The 24,491-nt window shown below is 63.4% G+C and carries 16 protein-coding genes and 3 rRNA genes; 15 read left to right on the forward strand and 4 right to left on the reverse strand.

The window, feature by feature from the left end; all coding sequences use genetic code 11:
- Positions 1 to 3: 3 nt before the first annotated feature.
- Entirely contained in the window at positions 4 to 969 is a 966-nt protein-coding gene (locus tag AC1DJB_RS15845) for a quinone oxidoreductase family protein (protein ID WP_332603240.1), read from the reverse strand.
- Positions 970 to 1,104: 135 nt separating this feature from the next.
- Positions 1,105 to 2,193: a fatty acid desaturase family protein gene (locus AC1DJB_RS15850; RefSeq protein WP_059387786.1), complete on the reverse strand. Its 1,089-nt coding sequence runs from the start codon at positions 2,191 to 2,193 to the stop codon at positions 1,105 to 1,107.
- A gap of 185 nt (positions 2,194 to 2,378) precedes the next feature.
- On the opposite strand from AC1DJB_RS15850, the gene argC reads away from it, so the two are divergent.
- From argC to AC1DJB_RS15895, 9 genes are all read left to right on the forward strand, one after another.
- Entirely contained in the window at positions 2,379 to 3,410 is a 1,032-nt protein-coding gene (gene argC, locus AC1DJB_RS15855) for an N-acetyl-gamma-glutamyl-phosphate reductase (RefSeq protein WP_306962901.1), read from the forward strand.
- Positions 3,407 to 4,573 (forward strand): bifunctional glutamate N-acetyltransferase/amino-acid acetyltransferase ArgJ, encoded by a 1,167-nt coding sequence (gene argJ / locus AC1DJB_RS15860; RefSeq protein ID WP_441433237.1) that lies wholly within the window; start codon positions 3,407 to 3,409, stop codon positions 4,571 to 4,573. The genes argC and argJ overlap by 4 nt, the downstream gene beginning before the upstream one ends.
- An 11-nt stretch (positions 4,574 to 4,584) precedes the next feature.
- Positions 4,585 to 5,529, forward strand: coding sequence for an acetylglutamate kinase (gene argB, locus AC1DJB_RS15865; protein ID WP_059387787.1), 945 nt, complete (start codon positions 4,585 to 4,587; stop codon positions 5,527 to 5,529).
- Positions 5,526 to 6,818: an acetylornithine transaminase gene (locus AC1DJB_RS15870; RefSeq protein WP_284989301.1), complete on the forward strand. Its 1,293-nt coding sequence runs from the start codon at positions 5,526 to 5,528 to the stop codon at positions 6,816 to 6,818. Before argB ends, AC1DJB_RS15870 begins: the two co-directional genes overlap by 4 nt.
- Positions 6,815 to 7,813 carry an ornithine carbamoyltransferase gene (gene argF, locus AC1DJB_RS15875; RefSeq protein ID WP_284989300.1) on the forward strand — a complete coding sequence of 333 codons (999 nt, stop codon included), beginning with the start codon at positions 6,815 to 6,817 and terminating at the stop codon, positions 7,811 to 7,813. The genes AC1DJB_RS15870 and argF overlap by 4 nt, the downstream gene beginning before the upstream one ends.
- Positions 7,813 to 8,349: an arginine repressor gene (locus tag AC1DJB_RS15880; protein ID WP_284989299.1), complete on the forward strand. Its 537-nt coding sequence runs from the start codon at positions 7,813 to 7,815 to the stop codon at positions 8,347 to 8,349. Before argF ends, AC1DJB_RS15880 begins: the two co-directional genes overlap by 1 nt.
- 103 nt (positions 8,350 to 8,452) lie before the next feature.
- Entirely contained in the window at positions 8,453 to 9,658 is a 1,206-nt protein-coding gene (locus AC1DJB_RS15885; protein WP_236816785.1) for an argininosuccinate synthase, read from the forward strand.
- On the forward strand, positions 9,655 to 11,127 hold the full coding sequence (gene argH / locus AC1DJB_RS15890) for an argininosuccinate lyase (RefSeq protein WP_441433238.1): 1,473 nt from the start codon (positions 9,655 to 9,657) through the stop codon (positions 11,125 to 11,127). The genes AC1DJB_RS15885 and argH overlap by 4 nt, the downstream gene beginning before the upstream one ends.
- Positions 11,128 to 11,253: 126 nt before the next feature.
- Positions 11,254 to 11,991 carry a maleylpyruvate isomerase family mycothiol-dependent enzyme gene (locus AC1DJB_RS15895; RefSeq protein WP_441433239.1) on the forward strand — a complete coding sequence of 246 codons (738 nt, stop codon included), beginning with the start codon at positions 11,254 to 11,256 and terminating at the stop codon, positions 11,989 to 11,991.
- Here AC1DJB_RS15895 and AC1DJB_RS15900 read toward each other — a convergent pair.
- Positions 11,897 to 13,462 carry an AlkA N-terminal domain-containing protein gene (locus AC1DJB_RS15900; protein ID WP_441433240.1) on the reverse strand — a complete coding sequence of 522 codons (1,566 nt, stop codon included), beginning with the start codon at positions 13,460 to 13,462 and terminating at the stop codon, positions 11,897 to 11,899. The two genes, AC1DJB_RS15895 and AC1DJB_RS15900, sit on opposite strands and share 95 nt — an antisense overlap.
- A gap of 94 nt (positions 13,463 to 13,556) precedes the next feature.
- Here AC1DJB_RS15900 and AC1DJB_RS15905 point away from each other — a divergent pair, with 94 nt between their 5' ends.
- Positions 13,557 to 14,219, forward strand: a complete 663-nt coding sequence (locus tag AC1DJB_RS15905; RefSeq protein WP_441433241.1) for a DNA-3-methyladenine glycosylase — start codon at positions 13,557 to 13,559, stop codon at positions 14,217 to 14,219.
- A 19-nt stretch (positions 14,220 to 14,238) separates the two neighbouring features.
- On the opposite strand, the gene AC1DJB_RS15910 is transcribed toward AC1DJB_RS15905, so the two are convergent.
- The gene (locus tag AC1DJB_RS15910) at positions 14,239 to 14,874 is read right to left on the reverse strand and encodes a GNAT family N-acetyltransferase (RefSeq protein WP_441433242.1); all 636 of its coding nucleotides are present in this window, start codon (positions 14,872 to 14,874) and stop codon (positions 14,239 to 14,241) included.
- A gap of 158 nt (positions 14,875 to 15,032) precedes the next feature.
- Between AC1DJB_RS15910 and AC1DJB_RS15915 the strand changes: the two genes are divergently transcribed.
- The 5 genes from AC1DJB_RS15915 to rrf all read left to right on the forward strand — a co-directional run bounded on the left by AC1DJB_RS15915 (position 15,033) and on the right by rrf (position 24,435).
- On the forward strand, positions 15,033 to 17,261 hold the full coding sequence (locus AC1DJB_RS15915; RefSeq protein WP_059387784.1) for a helicase domain-containing protein: 2,229 nt from the start codon (positions 15,033 to 15,035) through the stop codon (positions 17,259 to 17,261).
- Positions 17,262 to 17,305: 44 nt separating this feature from the next.
- Positions 17,306 to 18,616: a tyrosine--tRNA ligase gene (tyrS, locus tag AC1DJB_RS15920; protein ID WP_476910575.1), complete on the forward strand. Its 1,311-nt coding sequence runs from the start codon at positions 17,306 to 17,308 to the stop codon at positions 18,614 to 18,616.
- 549 nt (positions 18,617 to 19,165) lie between these two features.
- Positions 19,166 to 20,435: ribosomal RNA gene (locus AC1DJB_RS15925) — 16S ribosomal RNA — on the forward strand.
- Positions 20,436 to 20,995: 560 nt separating this feature from the next.
- Positions 20,996 to 24,135: ribosomal RNA gene (locus AC1DJB_RS15930) — 23S ribosomal RNA — on the forward strand.
- A gap of 183 nt (positions 24,136 to 24,318) precedes the next feature.
- Positions 24,319 to 24,435, forward strand: a 5S ribosomal RNA gene (gene rrf / locus AC1DJB_RS15935).
- Together the 16S, 23S and 5S rRNA genes form the textbook arrangement of a ribosomal RNA operon.
- Positions 24,436 to 24,491: the final 56 nt, after the last annotated feature.

The following is a 24,491-nucleotide window of genomic DNA, read 5'->3' on the forward strand; positions in this document are numbered from 1 at the left end:
GATTTATGGGACCAACAGTAGTTTGCCTGTGGTGTTGCGCGCTTCCAGGTCGCGATGGGCCTGGGCGGCCTCGGCGAGCGGGTAGGTTCCGCCAACCCGGACTTTGAGGGCGCCGCTGGCGGCAGCGCGGAAGACTTCGGCCGAACGCCAGTGCCGTTCCTGCGGGTTTTGGAGGAAATGGCCAAGCGTCGGGCGTGTCAGGGACAACGATCCGCCTGCGTTCAGTCGCTGCGGGTCGAACGGGGGCACGGGTCCGGACGCTGCCCCGAACAAGACGAGTGCGCCGCGGATGCGAAGGCTCGCGAGGGATCCGTCGAAAGTCTCCTTGCCGACGCCGTCGTACACCACGTTGACGCCTTCGCCGTCGGTGAGCTCGCGGACCTTGTCCGCAAATCCGCTGTAGCGCAGGACCTCGTCCGCGCCGGCTTCCCGGGCCAGGGCTTCCTTCTCGTCCGACGAGACTGTGGTGATGACGCGGGCACCCCGGGCCTTGAGCAACTGCGTCAGGATGAGTCCCACGCCGCCGGCGCCGGCATGGGTCAGGACGGTGTGGCCCGGCTCTACGCGGAAAGACGAGTTGATCAGGTAATGCGCGGTCATTCCTTGCAGCGGCAGGGCTGCCGCGGTGTGGTCGTCGACGCCGTCCGGTACCGGAAGCGCTTTGTCGGCGTCCACCAGGGTGTACTCCGCGTAGCTGCGGGATCCTTCAGCGGTAGCGATCCTGTCGCCGACGGTGAAATCCACCACGTCCGCGCCGATGGCAACTACGGTGCCTGCCGACTCGGAGCCGGGGGTGAATGGATACTCAACCTTGTAGATGCCGCTGCGCTGATATGTGTCGATGAAGTTCACTCCGGCGGCTGCAACTTTGACAAGGAGTTGGCGCGGACCCGGAACCGGGACCTCTGCCTCGGTGAGTTCGAGGACTTCGGGTCCTCCGGCTTTCCGGGCAATGATTGCGTGCGTCATGGGTCTCCTTCTCCGTCGAGGCACTTTCGTGCCCGCATTCACACAACCATCCTAGGGAGCGGAGTCCGTCGAGTGTCCAGTCAGCGGCTCGGGGCGGTGGTTCGCCGTAATGTGTCCGGATGACTTCCGGGCGTGTCAGCCCCTGCCGTGCGCGGAAGCGACGGGGCAGTCAAAGCCGCGGCCCGCGGCGAGTCCGACCTCATTGAGGTAGCGCACGACGATGGCGTATGACTGCATCAACGTGGTTTCGGTGTAGGCAATCGAGTGCTTTTCGCAGTAGCTTCGGACGATCTCCGAGGCACGGCGCAAGTGGGGGCGGGCCATGTCCGGGAACAGGTGGTGTTCGGCCTGGTGGTTGAGGCCGCCTAGGAGGATGTTCATGAAGGGGCCGCCGGAGATGTTCCTGGCAGTCAGGATCTGGCGACGCAGGAAATCGACGCGGGAGTCTTCCGGCAGAACCGGCATGCCCTTATGGTTCGGGGCGAAGGAAGCACCCATGTAGAAGCCGAACACCATGATCTGGACGCCCAGGAAGGCAAATGCCATGCCAAGCGGCAGGAAGGTAAAGGCGAGGACCGGCAGGGCGAGAAGCCGTGCCAGGAGGATGGGCGTCTCCACCCAGCGGTGCTTGATGGCTCCGGGCCGGCAGATGTACATCAAGGACTCCCACTGCAGGCTGATGCCCAGCAGGAGGAGGAGCGGGAAGAAGAACCAGCCCTGCCTGCGCGTGAGGAACGCGAAGCGTCCCTGCCTGCCGGCAGCGGCTTCAACGTGGAAGGCCAGGGCGCCGGTCTTGATGTCCGGGTCCTTGGAAATAACGTTCGGGCTGTTGTGGTGCGCGCCGTGCTTCTGTTCCCACCAGGAGTAACTGATGCCGGCAACCGACGTGGCCAGGATACGCGCGGACCAGTCGTTGGCCCTGCGGGAGGCAAAAATCTGGCGGTGGCCGGCCTCATGTGCCAGGAAGCTCAACTGGGTACAAAGGATGCCCAGGGCTGCGGCGATGAGTAGCTGGTACCAGCTGGGGCCGATCAGCGCGAAGCCGAACCAGGTGCCGGTCAGCAGGAGGACCAGGGAAGCGAAAACGCTGATATAAAAGCCGACGCGGCGCTTCAAAAGCCCCTCCGCGCGGACCGTCTTGAGAAGCTCGGAATAGCTGAGCACGACGGCGTTGGGTGGCCGGACGACCTTGCTAGGACGTTCAGTGGTGGAGGTCTGTGACATATGCAGTTGCCCCGTAATACATAACGGGCAACGCTGCAACCGACGATCGGCTGCACGGTCTAGATCACCCTCTATTCAGCATACGCTCCCAAATCGGCGCCCCGAGCCGGGCTGCTACAGAAAGCCCTAAAAAGGTCGTGCATAAATATCGGCAACCATGAATAGTTTTGCTGTATAGTCGTGCCATGACTATTTCTGTTGCCGTCTCCGGTGCCAGCGGCTATGCCGGGGGAGAGGTGCTGCGCCTCCTGGCGGGCCATCCGGACGTCACCATCGGCGCCATCACCGCGCACAGCAATGCCGGTTCCAGACTAGGGGAGTTGCAGCCGCATCTCCACGGTTTGGCCAGCCGGATTCTCGAGGACACCAGCGTGGAAAACCTCGCTGGCCACGACGTCGTGTTCCTGGCCCTCCCGCACGGAGCCTCGGCTGAGATCGCGGCGCAGCTGCCCGAAGGCACACTGGTGATCGACGCCGGCGCTGACCACCGGCTCGAAGACCCCGCGGCGTGGGAAAAGTTCTACGGCTCCGCCCACGCAGGGACCTGGCCCTACGGGCTTCCGGAGCTTCCCGGCCAGCGCGACGCACTCAAGGGGGCGAAGCGGATTGCGGTGCCCGGTTGCTACCCGACGTCGGCCCTTCTCGCCCTCACGCCCGGCTTCGCCAACAAGCTTCTCCAGCCGGACGACGTCGTGATTGTGTCTGCTTCCGGCACCTCGGGTGCCGGCAAGGCAGCCAAGGTGAACCTCATCGGTTCCGAGGTCATGGGGTCCATGAGTCCTTATGGCGTGGGCGGCGGACACCGCCACACCCCCGAGATCGAACAAGGACTTTCCAACGCGGCCGGTGAACCAGTCACCGTGTCCTTCACTCCCACCCTCGCGCCCATGAGCCGCGGCATCCTGAGCACGGCGACAGCAAAGGTCAAGGCCGGGGTCACGGCCGCCGAACTGCGCAGTGCCTGGGCCGAAGCCTACGACGACGAACCGTTCGTCCACCTGTTGCCCGAAGGGCAGTGGCCCACCACTAAATCGGTGCAGGGTTCCAACCACGCAGTCATGCAGTTGGCCTTCGACGAGCATTCCGGCCGCGTGGTTGTCACGTGCGCCATCGATAACCTGACCAAAGGGACCGCCGGCGGCGCCGTGCAGTCCATGAATATTGCCCTCGGCCTGGACGAATCCGCCGGCCTCAACGTCCAAGGAGTTGCCCCGTGACCATCACCGCCCCCCAGGGATTCCGGGCCGCAGGTGTCAAAGCCGGCATCAAGGCGTCCGGGAATCCGGACCTTGCCCTGGTTGTCAACGACGGCCCCCTGAAAGCCGCGGCAGCCGTTTTCACCTCGAATCGCGTGGCCGCGGCGCCCGTGCACTGGTCACGCCAGGTCCTCTCCGACGGGCGCGTTGACGCAGTGGTGCTGAATTCCGGCGGCGCCAACGCCTGCACGGGTCCACTGGGATTCCAAAATACGCACGCAACCGCAGAGAAAGTGGCGGCCGTGCTCGGGATCTCCGCCTCCGACGTCGTGGTCTGCTCCACCGGACTGATCGGTGAGCAGCTGCCTATGGACAAGATCATCCCGGGCATCGAAGCGGCGTTCGCGGAACTCTCCGAGAACGGCGGTCCTGCCGCCGCTACGGCGATCATGACCACGGACAGCGTGGCGAAGGAAGCAGTCTTCAGCGGCACCGACTCCGAAGGCAACTCGTTCACCGTCGGGGGCATCGCGAAGGGCGCCGGCATGCTGGCGCCAGGCCTCGCAACCATGCTCGTGGTGCTCACCACTGATGCCCAGGTCCCGGCGGAAGAGCTCGACGTCGTCCTCCGCGACGCCACGCGCGTCACCTTCGACCGCACCGACTCGGACGGCTGCATGTCCACCAACGACACGGTCGTCCTGTTGGCCTCCGGGGCCTCCGAGGCCATCCCGTCCGCCGAGCAGCTTGGCGCAGGAATCACCCAGGTGTGTGCCGAGCTTGCCCGCAAGTTGATCGGCGACGCAGAAGGTGCCAGCCACGACATCGCCATCCGCACATTCAACGCGGCGAGCGAGCGCGACGCCGAAATCGTCAGCCGTTCAGTGGCCCGCTCCAACCTCTTCAAGACCGCCATCTTCGGCAAGGACCCCAACTGGGGCCGCGTCCTGTCCTCGGTGGGCACCACGGACGCCGTCTTCGAACCGGACCAGCTCAACGTCTCCATGAACGGCATCCAGATCTGCCGCAACGGCAGCATCGGCGACGACCGAAACCTGGTGGATCTCGAGCCCCGCGAGGTGCTCGTGGAAATCGACCTGCAGGCCGGCGACGCCGAGGCCACCATCTGGACCAACGACCTCACGCACGAGTACGTGCACGAGAACAGCGCCTACTCGAGCTAGACGGGATGACCATGACTGCGCACACCCGCGAAAATACCTCCATGAGCGATGCCCAGGACAAGGCCGCGACGCTGATCGAGGCACTGCCGTGGATCCAACGCTTCGCCGGTACCACCATGGTGATCAAGTACGGCGGCAACGCCATGGTCAACGAGGAACTCCGACGCGCCTTCGCCGAGGATATCGTCTTCCTGCACCACGTGGGTATCCACCCGGTCGTCGTGCACGGGGGAGGCCCGCAGATCAACTCGATGCTTGGCCGCCTGGGTATCGAATCCGAATTCAAGGGCGGCCTGCGCGTCACCACTCCCGAGGCCATGGACGTGGTCCGTATGGTGCTTACCGGACAAGTGGGCCGCGAGCTCGTGGGCCTCATCAACTCCCACGGACCCTATGCGGTCGGGATGTCCGGTGAAGACGGCGGACTCCTGCGTGCCGTGCGCACCGGCACCGTGGTGGACGGCGAGGAAGTGGACCTCGGCTTGGTGGGCGAAGTGGTGGGCGTTGATCCCAGGGGTATCGAGGACATCCTCGACGCCGGCCGCATCCCGGTGATTTCGACGGTCGCCCCCGAGATCCTTGACGAAGGGGATGGCACCGGCTCCACTACCGGACAAGTGCTTAACGTCAACGCGGACACGGCAGCAGCGGCGGTTGCCTCGGCACTGGGCGCATCCAAGCTCGTCATCCTGACCGACGTCGAGGGCCTCTACGCCAACTGGCCGGACAAGTCCTCGCTCATTTCCTCGCTGACGGCCACGGAATTGCGGGAGATGCTGCCGCGCCTGGAGTCCGGCATGATCCCGAAAATGACGGCCTGCCTGAAGGCCATCGATGAAGGAGTCGAGCGGGCGCACATCGTGGATGGCCGCCTGCCGCACTCCATGCTCCTGGAAACCTTTACGACCGCGGGCATCGGAACCCAAGTTGTCCCCGACGAGGAAGTGAACGCATGAACGAAACTGTTGGTTTGAGCCCGACCGGCGCTGCGGAGGCCGCCGCAACCACGCTCGTTTCCCAGAGCACGGGAAGCGACTGGCTTGCCCGTTACTCTTCTTCGCTCATGGGCGTCTTCGGCACCCCGCAGCGGGTCCTGGTCCGTGGCGCGGGAGCCCTCGTGTGGGACGCCGACGGCAAGGAATACCTGGACCTCCTCGGCGGGATTGCCGTGAACGCGCTGGGCCATGCCCACCCGTTCGTCACCTCTGTCATCTCCAGCCAGCTGGCCACGCTGGGGCACGTCTCCAATTTCTTCACGAGCCCCACGCAGATCGCGCTCGCCGAGAAGCTCCTGGCCATCACCAAGGCTCCTGCCGGCTCCAAGGTGTTCTTCGCCAACTCCGGCACCGAGGCCAACGAGGCCGCGTTCAAGCTGGCTCGGCGCAACAGTTCTGCCACGCGCACCAAGATCATCGCCCTGGAAGGTGCCTTCCATGGCCGCACCATGGGCGCCCTGGCCCTGACCGCCAAGGAAGCCTACCGGGCGCCGTTCGAGCCGTTGCCCGGAGGCGTGGTCCACATCCCGTTCGGCGACATCGAGGCGCTCCGTGCCGCCGTCGACGAAAGCACAGCGGCCGTGTTCCTTGAGCCCATCCAGGGCGAAGCGGGCGTCCGCCCGCTCAGCGTCGAGTACCTGCGGGCTGCCCGCGAAGCCACCACCGCCGCCGGCGCGCTGCTGATCCTGGACGAGGTCCAGACCGGCATCGGGCGCACCGGCAAGTGGCTGGCCAGCGAAGACGCCGGAATCGTGCCCGACGCCGTGACCCTCGCCAAGGGCCTGGGCGGCGGCTTCCCGGTCGGCGCGCTCATCACCTTCGGGGAGCCGACGTCGTCGCTCCTGACCGCCGGCCAGCACGGCACCACCTTCGGCGGGAACCCGGTGGCAACTGCCGCCGCCCTCGCCACCTTGCATGCCATCGAAAGCCAGGGCGTGCTGGCGAACGTTCTTAGCGTCGGCGCCCGCTTGCGGGCCGGACTGTCCGACGTCGACGCAGTCACCGAAGTGCGGGGCGAAGGCCTCCTGATCGGTTTCGACCTTGACGCCGACATTGCGCCTGCCATGGTGACTGCCGCCCTCGACGCGGGCTTCATCATCAACAGCCCGGGCCCGCGCACCATCCGGCTGGCTCCGCCGCTCATCCTGACCACCGAGCAGGCCGACCGTTTCCTCGACGCGCTGCCCGGCATTATCCAGGCGGCGGCAGCCCAGAACGCTGCACCCCTGACCGCTAAGGACGCACAGTGAACACCACACGTCATTTCCTCAAGGACACGGACCTCACACCGGCCGAGCAAGCCGAAGTGCTTGAGCTCGCCGTTCGAATGAAGGCCGCTCCGTACAGCGTCCAGCCGTTCGCAGCTGCCGGCAATGGGCGCAAGACCGTCGCTGTCATCTTCGACAAGACCTCCACCCGGACCCGTGTGTCCTTCGCTACCGGAATCGCGGACATGGGCGGGAACGCGCTCATCATCAATCCGGGCGAGGCGCAGATCGGCCACAAGGAATCCGTGGAGGACACCGCAAAGGTCCTCGAACGCATGGTCTCCACCATCGTCTGGCGTACGTCCGCGCACTCCGGCCTCGTAGCAATGGCCGAAAACTCCAAGGTTCCCGTCATCAATGCCCTGTGCGATGACTACCACCCCTGCCAGTTGCTCGCGGACCTCCTGGCAGTCAAGGAGCACAAGGGCGAACTCAAGGGCCTCACCATGGCCTACCTGGGCGACGCTGCGAACAACATGGCCAACTCGTATCTCTTGGCAGGCGTCACGGCGGGCATGCACGTCAGGATCTCGGGCCCGGAAGGCTACCTGCCCGCGGCCGAGATCGTGGCGGCAGCGGAGGAGCGCGCTGCCGAGACCGGCGGTTCCGTGCTCATCACCACCGACGCCAAGGAAGCCCTGAACGACGCCGACGTCGTCGCCACCGACACGTGGGTGTCCATGGGCCAGGAAGCCGAAAAAGAAGCCCGGATGCAGCTCTTCCGCGAGTACTCCGTGGACGAGGCGGCCATGGAACACGCCGCACCGGACGCCGTCGTGCTCCACTGCCTGCCTGCGTACCGAGGCTATGAAATTTCCGCCGGCGTCATCGACGGGCCCCAGTCCATCGTCTGGGACGAAGCCGAGAACCGCTTGCACGCCCAGAAAGCGCTCATGGCGTGGCTGATGCACAAGTCGGGACTCGCATTCGTCGACGGCCTTTCCCCCGTTGAGGGCACCGGGGAGAGCACGTTCTAGTGTCCACCCATCCTGCGTCGCAAGGTGCCAGCCCTGCCACCAAGACTGCCCGGCAAGCGCGGATCACCGCGATCCTGACGGGCGAGTCCGTGCGCTCGCAGGCCGAGCTCGCGGCACTGCTGGCGGACGACGGCGTGCAGGTCACGCAGGCGACACTCTCCCGGGACCTCGTGGAACTTGGGGCGGTCCGCGTGCGCGGCAAGGACGGCGCGCTGGTCTACGCAGTGCCCGGCGAGGGTGGCGACCGCAATGCGAAAAGCGGTGTCACCCAGGAAATCCTGGACGCTCGCCTGTCGCGCCTTTGCGGTGAGCTGTTGGTGACCGCCGAGGCGTCGGGCAATATCGTGGTGCTGCGGACGCCACCGGGTGCCGCGAACTTCCTCGCCTTGGCCATCGACCACTCGGTGATGCCGTCGGTATTGGGTACGATCGCAGGCGACGACACCTTGCTTTTGGTTGCCAGGGATCCCGACGGCGGCGCCGAGCTGGCAGCCCGTTTCCTCCAGCTGGCCCAGGAAGCCGGACCGGGGAACTAGTCCAGCCCGGCAAGTGAACCATTCCGGCGCTGTTCCACCCGGGCCTTCGGCCCGAACCAAGCTTTGACTCAAAAGAACCAAGCAACAACAAAGGAGCACTCTCGTGACTGAGCGCATTGTTCTGGCCTACTCCGGTGGCCTTGATACTTCCGTAGCCATCGGCTGGATCGGTGAAGCCACCGGGGCCGAGGTCATCGCTGTGGCCGTCGACGTCGGACAGGGCGGCGAGTCGCTGGAGACCATCCGCCAGCGCGCCCTCGGCTGCGGCGCCGTCGAGGCCTACGTGGCCGACGCCCGCGACGAATTCGCCAACGAATACGCCATGCCCACGCTGAAGGCCAACGCCCTCTACCAGGGCCACTACCCGCTGGTTTCGGCGATCTCACGCCCCGTGATCGTCAAGCACCTCGTCAAGGCCGCCCGCGAATTCGGTGCCACCACCGTTGCGCACGGTTGCACGGGCAAGGGCAACGACCAGGTCCGCTTCGAGGTCGGCATCCAGACGCTGGGCCCGGACTTGAAATGCATCGCACCCGTCCGCGACCTCGCCCTGACCCGCGACAAGGCCATCGCCTTCGCCGAGGAAAAGGGACTGCCGATCGAGACCACCAAGAAGAACCCGTACTCGATCGACCAGAACGTCTGGGGACGCGCCGTCGAAACCGGCTACCTCGAGGACATCTGGAACGCTCCCACCAAGGACATCTACGACTACACGGCCACCCCGGAATTCCCGCCGGCACCGGACGAAGTCACCATCACCTTCGAAGCCGGCGTCCCGGTGGCCATCGATGGCGTCAAGCACACTCCGCTCCAGGTCATCCAGGAACTGAACCGCCGCGCCGGTGCCCAGGGCGTTGGCCGGATCGACGTCGTCGAGGACCGCCTGGTGGGCATCAAGTCCCGCGAAATCTACGAAGCTCCGGGCGCGATGGCCCTCATCACCGCCCACAAGCACCTCGAGGACGTCACCATCGAGCGCGAGCAGGCCCGCTTCAAGGCCACCGTCGGCCAGCGCTGGTCCGAGCTGGTCTACGACGGCCAGTGGTTCTCCCCGCTCAAGCGCTCCCTGGACGCCTTCATCGAGGACACCCAGAAGTACGTCTCCGGCGACATCCGCATGGTCCTGCACGGCGGCCAGGCCATCGTCAACGGCCGCCGCTCCGACACCTCGCTCTACGACTTCGACCTCGCCACCTACGACACCGGCGATACCTTCGACCAGTCGCAGGCCAAGGGCTTCATCGAGCTGTGGGGAATGTCCTCCAAGGTCGCCGCAGGCCGCGACCTGCGGGTGTCGGGCAAATGACGTCGGTGGGCCCACGGACGCCGGGGTCCCCGGCCGAGCGCAGCGAGGTTGGGGAGCGTTCGGGGACGAATGAAGGCGCGCTGTGGGGCGGCCGGTTCGCCGGCGGTCCCGCGGACGCGCTTGCGGCGCTGAGCAAGTCCACGCATTTCGACTGGCGGCTGGCCCGCTACGACATCGCCGGCTCCAAGGCCCATGCCCGCGTGCTGCACAAGGCCGGGCTGCTGGACGACGCCGAACTAGAAGGCATGCTCGCGGCGCTCACCCAGCTGGATGACGACGTCGCGAGCGGCGCCTACCAGCCGGCCGAGAGCGATGAGGACGTCCACGGTTCCCTCGAACGCGGGCTCATTGAGCGCGCGGGAACCCACCTGGGCGGCAAGCTCCGGGCAGGCCGTTCGCGCAACGACCAGGTGGCCACGTTGGGCCGCATGTTCCTGCGCGACCACGCCCGCATCATCGCCCGCGGCGTGCTCGCCGCGATCGACGCCCTCGTTGGTCAGGCCAAGGCCCACCAGGGCGTTGCCATGCCCGGCCGGACGCACCTGCAGCATGCCCAGCCTGTCCTGCTGAGCCACCACCTGCTGGCCCATGCCTGGGCACTGTTGCGCGACGTGCAGCGGTTCCAGGACTGGGACAAGCGCGCCGGTGTCTCGCCCTACGGTTCCGGTGCCCTGGCAGGTTCCTCGCTCGGCCTGGATCCCGAGGCCGTCGCCGCGGACCTCGGCTTCTTCTCGGCGGTCCACAACTCGATCGACGGCACTGCCTCGCGCGATGTCTTCGCCGAGTTCGCGTGGATCTGCTCGATGATCGGCGTGGACCTGTCGCGGGTCTCCGAGGAAGTCATCCTGTGGGCCACCAAGGAGTTCTCCTTCGTCACGCTCCATGATTCTTACTCCACGGGGTCGTCGATCATGCCGCAGAAGAAGAACCCGGATGTCGCCGAGCTCGCCCGCGGCAAGGCAGGGCGCCTCATCGGCAACCTGACCGGGCTGTTGGCAACGCTCAAGGGCCTGCCGCTCGCGTACAACCGCGATCTGCAGGAAGACAAGGAACCGGTATTCGACGCCGCGGACACCTTGGAGGTGCTGCTCCCGGCCGTCTCCGGCATGATCGCCACGCTCACTTTCAACACCGAGCGCATGGCATCGCTGGCACCGCAGGGCTTCGCGCTTGCCACGGACATCGCCGAGTGGCTTGTCCGCCAGGGAGTGCCGTTCCGCGAGGCGCACGAGCTCTCCGGTGCGGCGGTGAAGCTGGCTGAAGGGCGCAGCGTCGAGCTGTGGGACCTGACGGACGAAGAGTACGCGGGCATTTCGGAGCACTTGACTCCCGAGGTCCGCACCGTGCTCAGTACCGAAGGTTCACTCAACAGCCGCAACTCCCAAGGCGGAACGGCCCCGGCCGCCGTCGAGCGCCAACTGCTTGCCCTCGAAGCGGAGCTCGCGGCGGTGCGGAAGTACGCGGAGTAACGAAAAGAAGGCCAACGCCGGCGGGTATTTCGAGGCAGTCTTTTTCGCAAAGCCTGCAGCGAAATGCCCGCCGCTGCCAGTTAATCCTCGTTAACAGTCATTAACCCTGTCGGATACTATGGCGCTATGACCGAGATCACTACCTCAGCGCTTCTTGCCGAGCTCCACAAAGCAGCCGGCACTGTCACCGACGTTGTCGCCAAACTCGACGACGCCGATGTTGCAGCTCCCTCCGAGCTGCCCGGGTGGACCCGCGGCCACGTACTGGCTCACATTGCCGGTATCTCGAACGCCATGGCCAGGCAACTGGAATACGCCGCACGCGGCGAGACCATCGACATCTACGACGGCGGCTACGAGGGCCGTACGAAGGCGATTGAGCTGGCGGCTAGCCATAGCCTTGCCGAACACCGTGACGCCACCGAAGCGGCCCTCTCGCGGGCCCTGCGGGCCTTCGATGGGCTTGTGGAGTCCGGCTGGAACACCCGGATCAGCTTCCGGAACGGAACAGTGCTCGACGGCGGCCTGGCGCTCTGGCGCGAACTGGTCATCCACGTCACGGACCTGGGAATCGGTCGCGGACCGGAAGCCTGGAGCCGGCAATTCTGCGAGCACCTTTTCGATTTCCTCTCGGCCCGCGTGCCCGCAGACCGGAAATTCGTGCTTCAGCCCCTGGGCCTGCCGCAGGTGGTCATCGGCTCGGGGCGGCAGTCCGTTGCCATCAACGGCATGATCACGGATATTGCCGCCTGGCTCGCCGGCCGCACGCCTACCCTGGGGAGCCTGCGGGCCTCTGCCGACGCGGACGGTGTTGACTTGCCGGAGCTTCTCCCGTGGCCATCGAGCGTTCCCGCGACACGATAGCGCTGCCGCGTTTGCTTGCCGCTGCCCTCCACAGATGCATCGTGGCGTAGGAACGCCACGGGCTCACGTTGCGGAAGTCTGTAGGCAGGCCCTCCGAGGCGGCCAGGTTCTTGAGGCCGTTCCGGACGGCTGCGTCGTTGGCGAGGAAGACATCCGGGTCGCCGATGACCCTCATCGCCACGTAGCCCACGGTCCATGGTCCTACGCCGGGCAACGGCAAGAGTTTGTCCGCGAGCGTTTGGGGGTCGTCGCCGTAGTCGAAGTCGAGTTCCCCGCTGGCCATGGCTGCTGCCGCGGCAAGCACGGAATCTATGCGGCGCTGGGGGCCTTTCAGTAGTTCCCGGCCCGAGCGTGCGATTTCCCCGGCCGTGGGGAAGAGACGGTCCAGGCCCAGCGCGTGTCCCGGGTGCCCTTCCGGCAAGCGGGTCCCGGCGTCGGACAGTTGGCTCAAAGCGGTGCGTGCGGCGGCTACGGTGATTTGCTGGCCGATCATCGCCCGGATCAGCAGTTCCTGGGGATCCACGGCGCCCGGAACCCTGATCCCGGGCGTATCGCGAACTGACGGGCAGAGCCTGGCATCGGAGGCCAACGCCTCGTCGACGGCCACGGGATCGGCGTCGAGATCGAACAATCGCCGCACCCGGCTAAGGAGCACGGGAAGATCGTGGAGATCCAAGGTGCTGACGGCGAGGGTCAGCGCGCCGCCGCGCGCCCCGGCGTCGTACTCCACTGCGAACACTGCGTTGCCGCGGGGCAAGCGGAGGGTCCGCGTATAGCTGGTGGGACCCGCCAGTTCGACGCCGGGAATCGCACGGGCCGCGAGGAAATCGAAAATCCCCGTGTCGAAAGGCTCCCGGTACGGGAGGTTGAGGGTCAAGGAAGTGGCCTCACCCTGCTTGCCGTGATGGCCTAGGGGCTTGGCGGTGGCCCGGAGTGCCGTGGGAGTCAGGGCGAAGACTTCGTTGATGGTGTCGTTGAACTGGCGGACACTGTTGAACCCGGCGGCGAACGCCACGTCCGAAAGTTTCATCGAGGTGGAGACCAGGAGCGTCCTGGCCGTCTGCGCCCGGCTGGCCCGCGCCAAGGACAGCGGCCCGGCCCCGAGTTCGTGGCTGAGGATCCTGTTGAGCTGGCGGGAGGAGTAGCCCAGCCTGGCGGCGAGTCCTTCGACGCCCACCCGGGAGATCGCGCCGTCGTTGATGAGCCGCATCGCCCTGCCGGCGACGTCCGAGCGCAGGTTCCACGCAGGCGTGCCCGGAACCGCCTCCGGCAGGCAGCGTTTGCAGGCCCTGTACCCGGCCTCGTGGGCGGCGGCCGAGGTTTCGTAGAACGTCACGTTTCCTGCCTTGGGTGTCCGTGCCGGGCACGACGGCCGGCAATAGATGCCCGTCGAGCGGACGGCGGTGAAGAACTGGCCGTCGAACCGGGGATCCCGCGCATCGATCGCACGGTAGCGTTGCCAAAAGTCCATGACTTCATCCTTTCAGCATCGGCAGGCGCGTCCTAGCGGAAATCGGACATAGCCGGCCACGGCCCGGTTGGCGGATTTTTGCTAGGGTCTGGGCATGACAACGCAGGGTGCGTCTCCGGAGGCCATCAGGGTCATTCTTTCCGGTGATCCGCGGCACGTTGCCCCCTTGCTCCTCGGCGCCGTGCTGAGCCACCGGACTCCCGAGGGCACGGTGTCCGTCCGGCTCAGCGAAGTGGAAGCGTATCTGGGCCCGCGGGGATCGGCCCAACCCGACCCTGGATCCCATACCTTCGGCGGCCCCACCGCCCGGAACGCTCCCATGTTCGGTCCGGCAGGCCACCTCTATGTCTACTTCACGTATGGCATGCACTATTGCGCCAACATTGTCTGCGGTCCCGACGGCGTTGCGTCCGCGCTGCTGTTGCGGGCAGGGGAGGTGGTGGCCGGCCAAGCCTTGGCACAGTCCCGCCGTCCGGCGTCGAAATCGCCGACCGATCTTGCCAGCGGGCCCGCCCGGCTGGCGTCCGCCATGGGGCTGACGACGGCGGACAGCGGCCGGGATGCCTTGGCCGAGCCCTTCGGCCTCGAACTTCCGGTCACTCCGGCGGCGCCATCGGCAGTCGCGAGCGGGCTCCGGGTCGGAGTATCGGGCGACGGCGGTTCCGCCGACTACCCGTGGCGCTTTTGGCTCTCCGGGGATCCCACGGTGTCCCGCTACAAGCCGGGCCGCAGCCGCACCGTCGGGAAGCGTTTGTAGGGGCCCACGGAGGAATCCTTCAAGCGGCGTGTTCGGTCCGGGCAGGCTCCGCGACATATGCACACTGGTTGTCGGCCAGCTCGAACGGCGCGAGGCGGCCAAGCAGGGACTCGCGCACCTGGGGCCATTCTTCGCGCAGGATCGAGAACACGGCGGTGTCGCAACGGCTCCCGTCGGGAGCGAAGCGGTGCCCCCGCAGCGTGCCCTCGTAGCTGGCACCAAGCCGCTGGATGGCCGAGGCGCTGCGCGTATTGCGGGCATCGCAGCGGAAGGCCACCCGGTGGACGTCCAAAACATCGAAGGAGTACGCCAACAGCAGTTGCTTCGCGGCCGGATTGACGTGGCTGCCCCAGAATGGGCGCCCGTAAAAAGTGCCGCCGATTTCCAAGCGCTGCTGGCGCGGACTGTACTCGCACAGGGATGTGGTTCCGAGCAGCGCTCCCGTCCGCTGTTCGACGACGGCGAACGGCATGGTCGCCGGATCTTCGAGGCGGGCTGCGAAGAGTTCGGCCAGTTCCGCGGCGCTCAAGGGCTGCTCAGCGGCCATGCCGGACCACATCCCGGAGTCCACAAAATCGAAGAGCGGACCGGCATGTGCGGGGGAGAGCGGGACCAGGCTGATGCCGTGTCGGGTCAGGGCAACGTCGTGCTGCATTGCAGCATTGAAGCACCACCGGGGCCGGACTGAAAAGCCCAGGAGGTTAGCGCAGGGTGAACATTGCGTGACGCACCGGCGTGCGGGCAGTTTCACACACGTCAAGCAAAACCGCTGTAGAATGGACGGTCCGTCTTTTTCGATAGGGGAACGTTTCGATGCACGACGCTGATTTGATCCACGAACGGGAGTACGTGGCCGGTCTCTACTCGCGTCTGGATGAGCTGCGGGAGGAAAAGCGCCAACAGCTGGCGCAGGTCCGGCGCGCCGGAGCGGTGGGCACCATGCAGAACGTTTCCGAAAGGGACGCGTTCGCGGCACTGTACGAGGACCGCCTCGCCCAGCTGGACGCCGTCGACGACCGTCTCGTGTTCGGACGCCTTGACCTGGACAGCGGCGAGGCGCAGTACATCGGCCGCATCGGACTGTCCACGGCGGATCTCCAGCGGCTTATGGTCGACTGGCGCGCCCCCGAAGCCGGCCACTTCTACCAGGCGACCGCTTTTGACCGGCAGGGCGTCCGCCGTCGTCGTCACCTGATCCTGCAGGGCCGGGAGGTCAAAGCGATCGAGGACGATGTCCTGGATGCCAGCATGCTGGCGGACAACGCCTCGCTCCAGGGCGAGGGCGCACTCCTTGCCGCCCTGAATTCCAAGCGCACCGGCCGCATGTCGGACATCGTCGGCACCATCCAGTCCGAGCAGGACCGGATTATCCGTTCGTCCATGTCGGGTGCCTTGGTTGTCCAAGGCGGCCCCGGTACCGGCAAGACGGCGGTCGCGCTCCACCGCGCCGCCTACCTGTTGTACACCCACCGTGACCGCCTGAAGTCGGCAGGTGTGCTGCTTGTTGGACCTTCGTCGTCGTTCATGCACTACATCGAGCGGGTCCTGCCGTCCCTCGGCGAGACCGGAGTCGTCATGGCGAGCCTGGGCCGCCTCATGCCCGGTATCCACGCCGTCCCGGAACAGGATCCCGACGTCGCAGCCCTCAAGGGCAAGCTGAACATGGCCGACGTGATTGCGAATGCCGTGGCCAACCGCCAGCGGACTCCCGCCGAGGACCGCATCCTCGAGGTCGATTCCCGCAAGCTCACGCTGTCCGTACGGCAAGTCCGCCGCGCCCGGGACAGGGCACGCGCCACCGGCAAACCGCACAACGAAGCTCGAGTGACGTTCGTGAAGATTTTGCTGCGCGAGCTGACGGAGCAGCTGACGGAGATCGTCGAGGAATCGAACATCGGCAACAATGCCGACCGTTCCTACCTCGCTGAGGACGTCCGCTCGGCACGCGACGTCAGGATCGTTCTGAACTTGTGCTGGATGCCCATGACTCCCGAGAAGCTCGTTTCCGAGCTCTTCAGCAAACCGGCCATCCTGGAGGCCTGCACTCCGCACCTCACGCCGGCGCAGCGTGCGCTCCTGCTTCGCCCCGCGGATGCACCGTGGACGGAAGCCGATGTTCCGCTGCTCGACGAGGCCGCTGAACTCCTCGGCGAGCTCGATCCTGCCGCGGGCAGGGGACTGGCCCAGCAAGAACACGACCGTGCCCGCGACATCGCCAACGCCAAGCAGACACTGGTCAACATGGAGGCCATGGGCGTCGACGTGTTGATGACGGCCGAAGAACTGGCAGACCAGAACCAGGAACGCGAAACACGGCTGACCGCCGCAGAACGTGCCACGAGCGACCGTTCGTGGGCGTTCGGACATATCGTGGTTGACGAAGCCCAGGAACTCTCGCCCATGCAGTGGCGGCTTCTGGTCCGCCGCTGCCCGCTGAAGTCCTTCACGATCGTCGGCGACATCGCCCAGACGAGTTCCTCCGCCGGTGCGAATTCCTGGCAAAGTGCCCTCGCGCCGTCGTTCGGGGACCGCTGGCAGCTCGAAGAACTCACCGTCAACTACCGGACACCCTCGCAGATCGCCGAAGCGGCAGTCCGCATGGCGAACCGCGCTGGGCTGGTTGTTTCTGCTCCCAAGGCCGTTCGCGAAGGCAAATGGTCACCGATCGTGGACCGCGTCGACGAAGCGGGGATGGTAGACCGGCTCGTCGAAATCCTTCCGGAGGAACTGGAAGCGATCGACGGCGGCCTCCTGGCCGTGATTGCCGACGGCGCCCTCCTGCCTCGGGCTGCAGCCGCCCTCCGTGGGGTCTACGGTCACCGTGTGGGCACCGGAGCGGGCAGCTACTCCCAGGACATCGTGGTCATCAGCCCCAAGGAAGCCAAAGGCCTGGAGTTCGACGGCGTGGTTGTTCTTGAGCCAGCCGCGATGCTCAATCACGAGCATGGCAAGGTGGGCGATCTCTACGTCGCCATGACGCGTCCGACGCAGCGGCTGCGCCTCATCACCGCCGCGCCACTGCCGGCGGGTATCGAGCGCTGAGCCATGCGAGCAAGCCGAACGGCAATCCTGCTAACTTAGAACTCGTGTCACACGTAAACAACCTCGAGTCCCAACACAACGACCCGGGCTTTGCCAACATTTGGCAAGAGCTCAAATGGCGCGGCCTGATCCACGTTTCCACGGATGAAACGGAATTGGAAAAGCTCCTCGCCGGGGACCCGATCACGTATTACTGTGGCTTCGACCCCACGGCTCCGTCCCTGCACCTTGGCAACCTTGTCCAGCTCCTGCTCATGCGCCGCCTGCAATTGGCCGGCCACAAGCCGCTCGGCCTGGTGGGCGGTTCCACCGGCCTGATCGGGGATCCGCGCCCGACGGCGGAACGCACCTTGAACACCAAGGACACCGTGTCGGAGTGGGTCGGCTACCTTCAGGCCCAGGTGCGTCGCTTTCTCAGTTTCGAGGGAGACAATGCCGCACGCATGGTGAACAACCTTGACTGGACCGCGCCCCTGAGCGCCATCGATTTCCTGCGCGAAATCGGCAAGCACTTCCGTGTGGGCACCATGCTCCGCAAGGATGCCGTGGCCTCCCGTCTCAGCTCCGATGAGGGCATCAGCTACACCGAGTTCAGCTACCAGATCCTGCAGGGCATGGATTACCTCCAGCTCAACCGCGACTACGGTTGCGTGCTGCAGACCGGCGGCTCGGACCAGTGGGGCAACCTCACGAGCGGTACGGAGCTGATCCGCAAGGTCGCCGGCAAGGTTGTCCACGCCCTGGGGACGCCCCTCATCACCAACTCTGACGGCACCAAGTTCGGTAAGAGCGAAGGCAACGCCATTTGGCTCGACGCCCACATGTGCAGCCCGTACGCCTTCTACCAGTTCTGGCTCAACACTGCGGATGCCGACGTCGTTGACCGCCTCAAGGTCTTCACGTTCCTTAGCCGCGCCGAGATTGAGGAACTCGCAGCCGCTGTTGCCGAGCGCCCGTTCGCCCGCGAAGGCCAGCGCAGGCTCGCTTTCGAGGYCACTTCACTGGTGCACGGAGTGGACGCGACGGAGAAAGTGATCGCTGCTTCGGCTGCACTGTTCGGAAATGGCGATCTCTCGGTTCTGGACGAAGTGACCTTGGCGTCGGCAACTGCAGAGCTGCCGTCTGCCTCGATCGGCGCGGATGGCCTCGGGATCATCGACCTCTTGGTTGCGTCTGGATTGTCCGAGAGCAAGTCCGCTGCCCGCCGCACGGTGGGGGAGGGCGGCGCCTACGTGAACAACAGCAAGGTGACCGACCCCGACGCCGTCATCGACCAGGCGGAACTGCTACACGGCCGGTACCTTTTGCTGCGCCGCGGCAAGAAGAATCTGGCCACCGTCGAAGTGACCGTCTGACGCCTACTTAGCTCCACGGTGTGTTCTTGTGTGGGCGCGCCAGACGGGCTGTTCCATGTTCTATTGCACGCTCCTCCAAGCCGACTTGCGCGGCTCCGGGGGAGCGTGTATCGTTTTCTGAGTCGCTGCCGCTGAAGCGGATAAATTGCGAACAAAATCCCATTGAATGTGAATAATTCGGTTTAGACCAAAAGTCTGGAAATCGGATAATTTATCGACTCTGTGGAGAAATTCGATTCACTTGGGTAAATTTCACGAGAAATCCTGGATTTGCAAAGTTGAAATGAATGAAATAATGTAGAAACATCGCAGCGAGGAAATGCGGAACATTGAATTTGTTCCGAGAAGTATTCGGATTGTGTCTGTTGTTTGAGAACTCAATAGTGTGCCAAGTTTGTTGATACCGATTTGTTTTTATGGATTGGTTGATTTTGCCGGGCCTTGTCCGCTCTTGTGGGTGGGGTCTGGTTTTCAGCTGGTTTCAAATTTTGTGCAGCTGTTTCTGCCGTTATTTCCGGTGGTTGTGGTTGTGTCTGTTTTTGTTTTACTTCAACGGAGAGTTTGATCCTGGCTCAGGATGAACGCTGGCGGCGTGCTTAACACATGCAAGTCGAACGATGATCTCCAGCTTGCTGGGGGGATTAGTGGCGAACGGAATATTGCACAATGGGCGGAAGCCTGATGCAGCGACGCCGCGTGAGGGATGACGGCCTTCGGGTTGTAAACCTCTTTCAGTAGGGAAGAAGCGTAAGTGACGGTACCTGCAGAAGAAGCGCCGGCTAACTACGTGCCAGCAGCCGCGGTAATACGTAGGGCGCAAGCGTTATCCGGAATTATTGGGCGTAAAGAGCTCGTAGGCGGTTTGTCGCGTCTGCTGTGAAAGACCGGGGCTCAACTCCGGTTCTGCAGTGGGTACGGGCAGACTAGAGTGATGTAGGGGAGACTGGAATTCCTGGTGTAGCGGTGAAATGCGCAGATATCAGGAGGAACACCGATGGCGAAGGCAGGTCTCTGGGCATTAACTGACGCTGAGGAGCGAAAGCATGGGGAGCGAACAGGATTAGATACCCTGGTAGTCCATGCCGTAAACGTTGGGCACTAGGTGTGGGGGACATTCCACGTTTTCCGCGCCGTAGCTAACGCATTAAGTGCCCCGCCTGGGGAGTACGGCCGCAAGGCTAAAACTCAAAGGAATTGACGGGGGCCCGCACAAGCGGCGGAGCATGCGGATTAATTCGATGCAACGCGAAGAACCTTACCAAGGCTTGACATGAACCGGTAACGCCTGGAAACAGGTGCCCCGCTTGCGGTCGGTTTACAGGTGGTGCATGGTTGTCGTCAGCTCGTGTCGTGAGATGTTGGGTTAAGTCCCGCAACGAGCGCAACCCTCGTTCCATGTTGCCAGCACGTAGTGGTGGGGACTCATGGGAGACTGCCGGGGTCAACTCGGAGGAAGGTGGGGACGACGTCAAATCATCATGCCCCTTATGTCTTGGGCTTCACGCATGCTACAATGGCCGGTACAAAGGGTTGCGATACTGTGAGGTGGAGCTAATCCCAAAAAGCCGGTCTCAGTTCGGATTGGGGTCTGCAACTCGACCCCATGAAGTCGGAGTCGCTAGTAATCGCAGATCAGCAACGCTGCGGTGAATACGTTCCCGGGCCTTGTACACACCGCCCGTCAAGTCACGAAAGTTGGTAACACCCGAAGCCGGTGGCCTAACCCTTGTGGGGGGAGCCGTCGAAGGTGGGACCGGCGATTGGGACTAAGTCGTAACAAGGTAGCCGTACCGGAAGGTGCGGCTGGATCACCTCCTTTCTAAGGAGCACCATTATCGCCCTTCTTCCTTCCGCATGGTTGGTTGGGGGTGTGTGGAAGCAAAGCCCATTGCGCAGGCGTCTGTTCTGCGGTGGGTGCTCATGGGTGGAATATCAGCAGATAGCGGCCGGGTGGTTTCTTTCCCGCGTTCAGTACGGATGTCCTGTCATTTTTGTGGTGGGGTGTTGTGGAACGGTGCGGGTGGGGGGTTGTCCGGTTTTCGTGTTTGGCACACTGTTGGGTCCTGAGGCAACAGGGCCGTCGGGGGGTGCGTGGCCTGTGTGGGTTGCGTGGTTCCGGGCGGGTTTGTGTGTTTCTGGTTTCCTGGCTGCATTKCTTCGTGTGTTCCCGGTCGTCCCTTTGGGGGTGGCGGGGGTGCGGGGGGTGTGTGGTACGGGGTTGTTGTTTGAGAACTACATAGTGGACGCGAGCATCTAGGCACGCGCATGGTCATTGCCTCTTGTGGGGTGGTGGGGTGTGTGTGTCTTACAGCAATTTCTTTTTATGAACCCGGCCCTTTCGGGGGTTTGGTTCTCTCGAGAAGTTTTTTGATCTTGTGTGGTCAAGTTTTTAAGGGCACACGGTGGATGCCTTGGCATTAGGAGCCGAAGAAGGACGTAGGAATCTGCGATAAGCCTGGGGGAGTTGATAACCGAACGGTGATCCCAGGATGTCCGAATGGGGAAACCCCGCCAGACGCGTTTTGCGTGATCTGGTGACCCGCATCTGAACACATAGGGTGCGTGGGGGGAACGCGGGGAAGTGAAACATCTCAGTACCCGCAGGAAGAGAAAACAAGAGTGATTCCGTTAGTAGTGGCGAGCGAACGCGGATGAGGCTAAACCGTTCCATGTGTGATAGCCGGCGGGCGTTGCATGGGCGGGGTTGTGGGACTTTCCGTACTGGTTCTGCCGGACCGGTGGGGTGAGAGTGCAGGCATAGGTGAACGGTCTTGAAAGGCCGGCCGGAGAGGGTGTTAGCCCCGTAACCGTAATGTTGTGTGCCGCCTGGAGAGGATCCCAAGTAGCACGGGGCCCGAGAAATCCCGTGTGAATCTGTCAGGACCACCTGATAAGCCTAAATACTTCCTAATGACCGATAGCGGACCAGTACCGTGAGGGAAAGGTGAAAAGTACCCCGGGAGGGGAGTGAAACAGTACCTGAAACCGTGTGCTTACAATCCGTCGGAGCCAGTCTGATTCTGGTGACGGCGTGCCTTTTGAAGAATGAGCCTGCGAGTTAGTGTTACGTCGCGAGGTTAACCCGTGTGGGGTAGCCGTAGCGAAAGCGAGTCTGAACAGGGCGAGTGTAGTGGCGTGATCTAGACCCGAAGCGGAGTGATCTACCCATGGCCAGGTTGAAGCGACGGTAAGACGTCGTGGAGGACCGAACCCACTTCAGTTGAAAATGGAGGGGATGAGCTGTGGGTAGGGGTGAAAGGCCAATCAAACTCCGTGATAGCTGGTTCTCCCCGAAATGCATTTAGGTGCAGCGTTGCGTGTTTCTTGCCGGAGGTAGAGCTACTGGATGGCCGATGGGCCCTACAAGGTTACTGACGTCAGCCAAACTCCGAATGCCGGTAAGTGAGAGCGCAGCAGTGAGACTGTGGGGGATAAGCTTCATAGTCGAGAGGGAAACAGCCCAGACCACCAACTAAGGCCCCTAAGCGTGTGCTAAGTGGGAAAGGATGTGGAGTTGCGAAGACAACCAGGAGGTTGGCTTAGAAGCAGCCATCCTTGAAAGAGTGCGTAATAGCTCACTGGTCAAGTGATTCCGCGCCGACAATGTAGCGGGGCTCAAGTACACCGCCGAAGTTGTGGATTTCAGATAGTAGACAAGCCTTCGTGGTTCAGTCGTCTGGAGTGGTAGGGGAGCGTCGTGTGGGCGGTGAAGTCGCGGTGTAAACCAGCGGTGGAGCCTACACGAGTGAGAATGCAGGCATGAGTAGCGAAAGACGGGTGAGAAACCCGTCCGCCGAATGATCAAGGGTTCCAGGGTCAAGCTAATCTGCCCTGGGTAAGTCGGGACCTAAGGCGAGGCCGACAGGCGTAGTCGATGGACAACGGGTTGATATTCCCGTACCGGCGAAGGACCGCCCATGCCAAGCGGGGGATACTAACCGCCCGGAGCCTGCCCAATCACCCTTGTGGTGTGCGGGTTTTGGCCGAGCGCGGGACCTGATCCCGGGAGGTAAGCGTATTAACAGGTGTGACGCAGGAAGGTAGCCGGGCCGGGCGATGGTTGCCCCGGTCTAAGGATGTAGGGTCAGCGATAGGCAAATCCGTCGCTGTGTCTTTGATGACGTTCCTGAGATCTGATGGGACCCCCGTCATGGGGGGATCCGGTGATCCTATGCTGCCTAGAAAAGCATCGGCGCGAGGTTCAAGCCGCCCGTACCCCAAACCGACACAGGTGATCAGGTAGAGAATACCAAGGCGATCGAGAGAATTATGGTTAAGGAACTCGGCAAAATGCCCCCGTAACTTCGGGAGAAGGGGGGCCCCAACCTTGAACACCACTTGCTGGTGGGAGGGGATCGGGGCCGCAGAGACCAGGGGGAAGCGACTGTTTACTAAAAACACAGGTCCGTGCGAAGTCGCAAGACGATGTATACGGACTGACTCCTGCCCGGTGCTGGAAGGTTAAGAGGACCGGTTAGCCGCAAGGCGAAGCTGAGAATTTAAGCCCCAGTAAACGGCGGTGGTAACTATAACCATCCTAAGGTAGCGAAATTCCTTGTCGGGTAAGTTCCGACCTGCACGAATGGAGTAACGACTTCCCCGCTGTCTCAACCATAAACTCGGCGAAATTGCAGTACGAGTAAAGATGCTCGTTACGCGCAGCAGGACGGAAAGACCCCGAGACCTTTACTATAGTTTGGTATTGGTGTTCGGAGTGGCTTGTGTAGGATAGGTGGGAGACGTTGAAGCCCTCACGCCAGTGGGGGTGGAGTCATCGTTGAAATACCACTCTGGTCACTTTGGACATCTAACTTCGGCCCGTGATCCGGGTCAGGGACAGTGCCTGATGGGTAGTTTAACTGGGGCGGTTGCCTCCTAAAAAGTAACGGAGGCGCCCAAAGGTTCCCTCAGCCTGGTTGGCAATCAGGTGTCGAGTGTAAGTGCACAAGGGAGCTTGACTGTGAGAGAGACATCTCAAGCAGGGACGAAAGTCGGGACTAGTGATCCGGCGGTACATTGTGGAATGGCCGTCGCTCAACGGATAAAAGGTACCTCGGGGATAACAGGCTGATCTTGCCCAAGAGTCCATATCGACGGCATGGTTTGGCACCTCGATGTCGGCTCGTCGCATCCTGGGGCTGGAGTAGGTCCCAAGGGTTGGGCTGTTCGCCCATTAAAGCGGTACGCGAGCTGGGTTTAGAACGTCGTGAGACAGTTCGGTCCCTATCCGCTGCGCGCGCAGGAAATTTGAGAAGGGCTGTCCTTAGTACGAGAGGACCGGGACGGACGAACCTCTGGTGTGTCAGTTGTACTGCCAAGTGCACCGCTGATTAGCTACGTTCGGATGGGATAACCGCTGAAAGCATCTAAGCGGGAAGCTCGCTTCAAGATGAGATTTCCATACACCTCGTGTGTGAGAGGCCCCCAGCCAGACCACTGGGTTGATAGGCCGGATGTGGAAGACAGGACTAAAGACTGTTGAAGCTGACCGGTACTAATAGGCCGACAACTTACACCACACAAACACGATCACTGCTTGCGTCCACTATGTGGTTCCCGAACAACAACCCGCCACCGGGTGTGTTCCATGGAACCAACAACTGAATAACAACACCACCGAACCCTTCACCGGGTCCGGACAAGTTGTAACCACGTATCTTCCCACCCCGCACCCACGTGTGTGCGGGGACGGGTAACAGGGTTACGGCGGTCATAGCGTGGGGGAAACGCCCGGTCCCATTCCGAACCCGGAAGCTAAGACCCACAGCGCCGATGGTACTGCACCCGGGAGGGTGTGGGAGAGTAGGACACCGCCGGACAACCATTCACCGGCCAGGCCCCGACACACCGTGTCGGGGCCTGACCCACTTAAAAC

The sequence above is a fragment of the Arthrobacter sp. 01T428 genome (assembly GCF_056398685.1).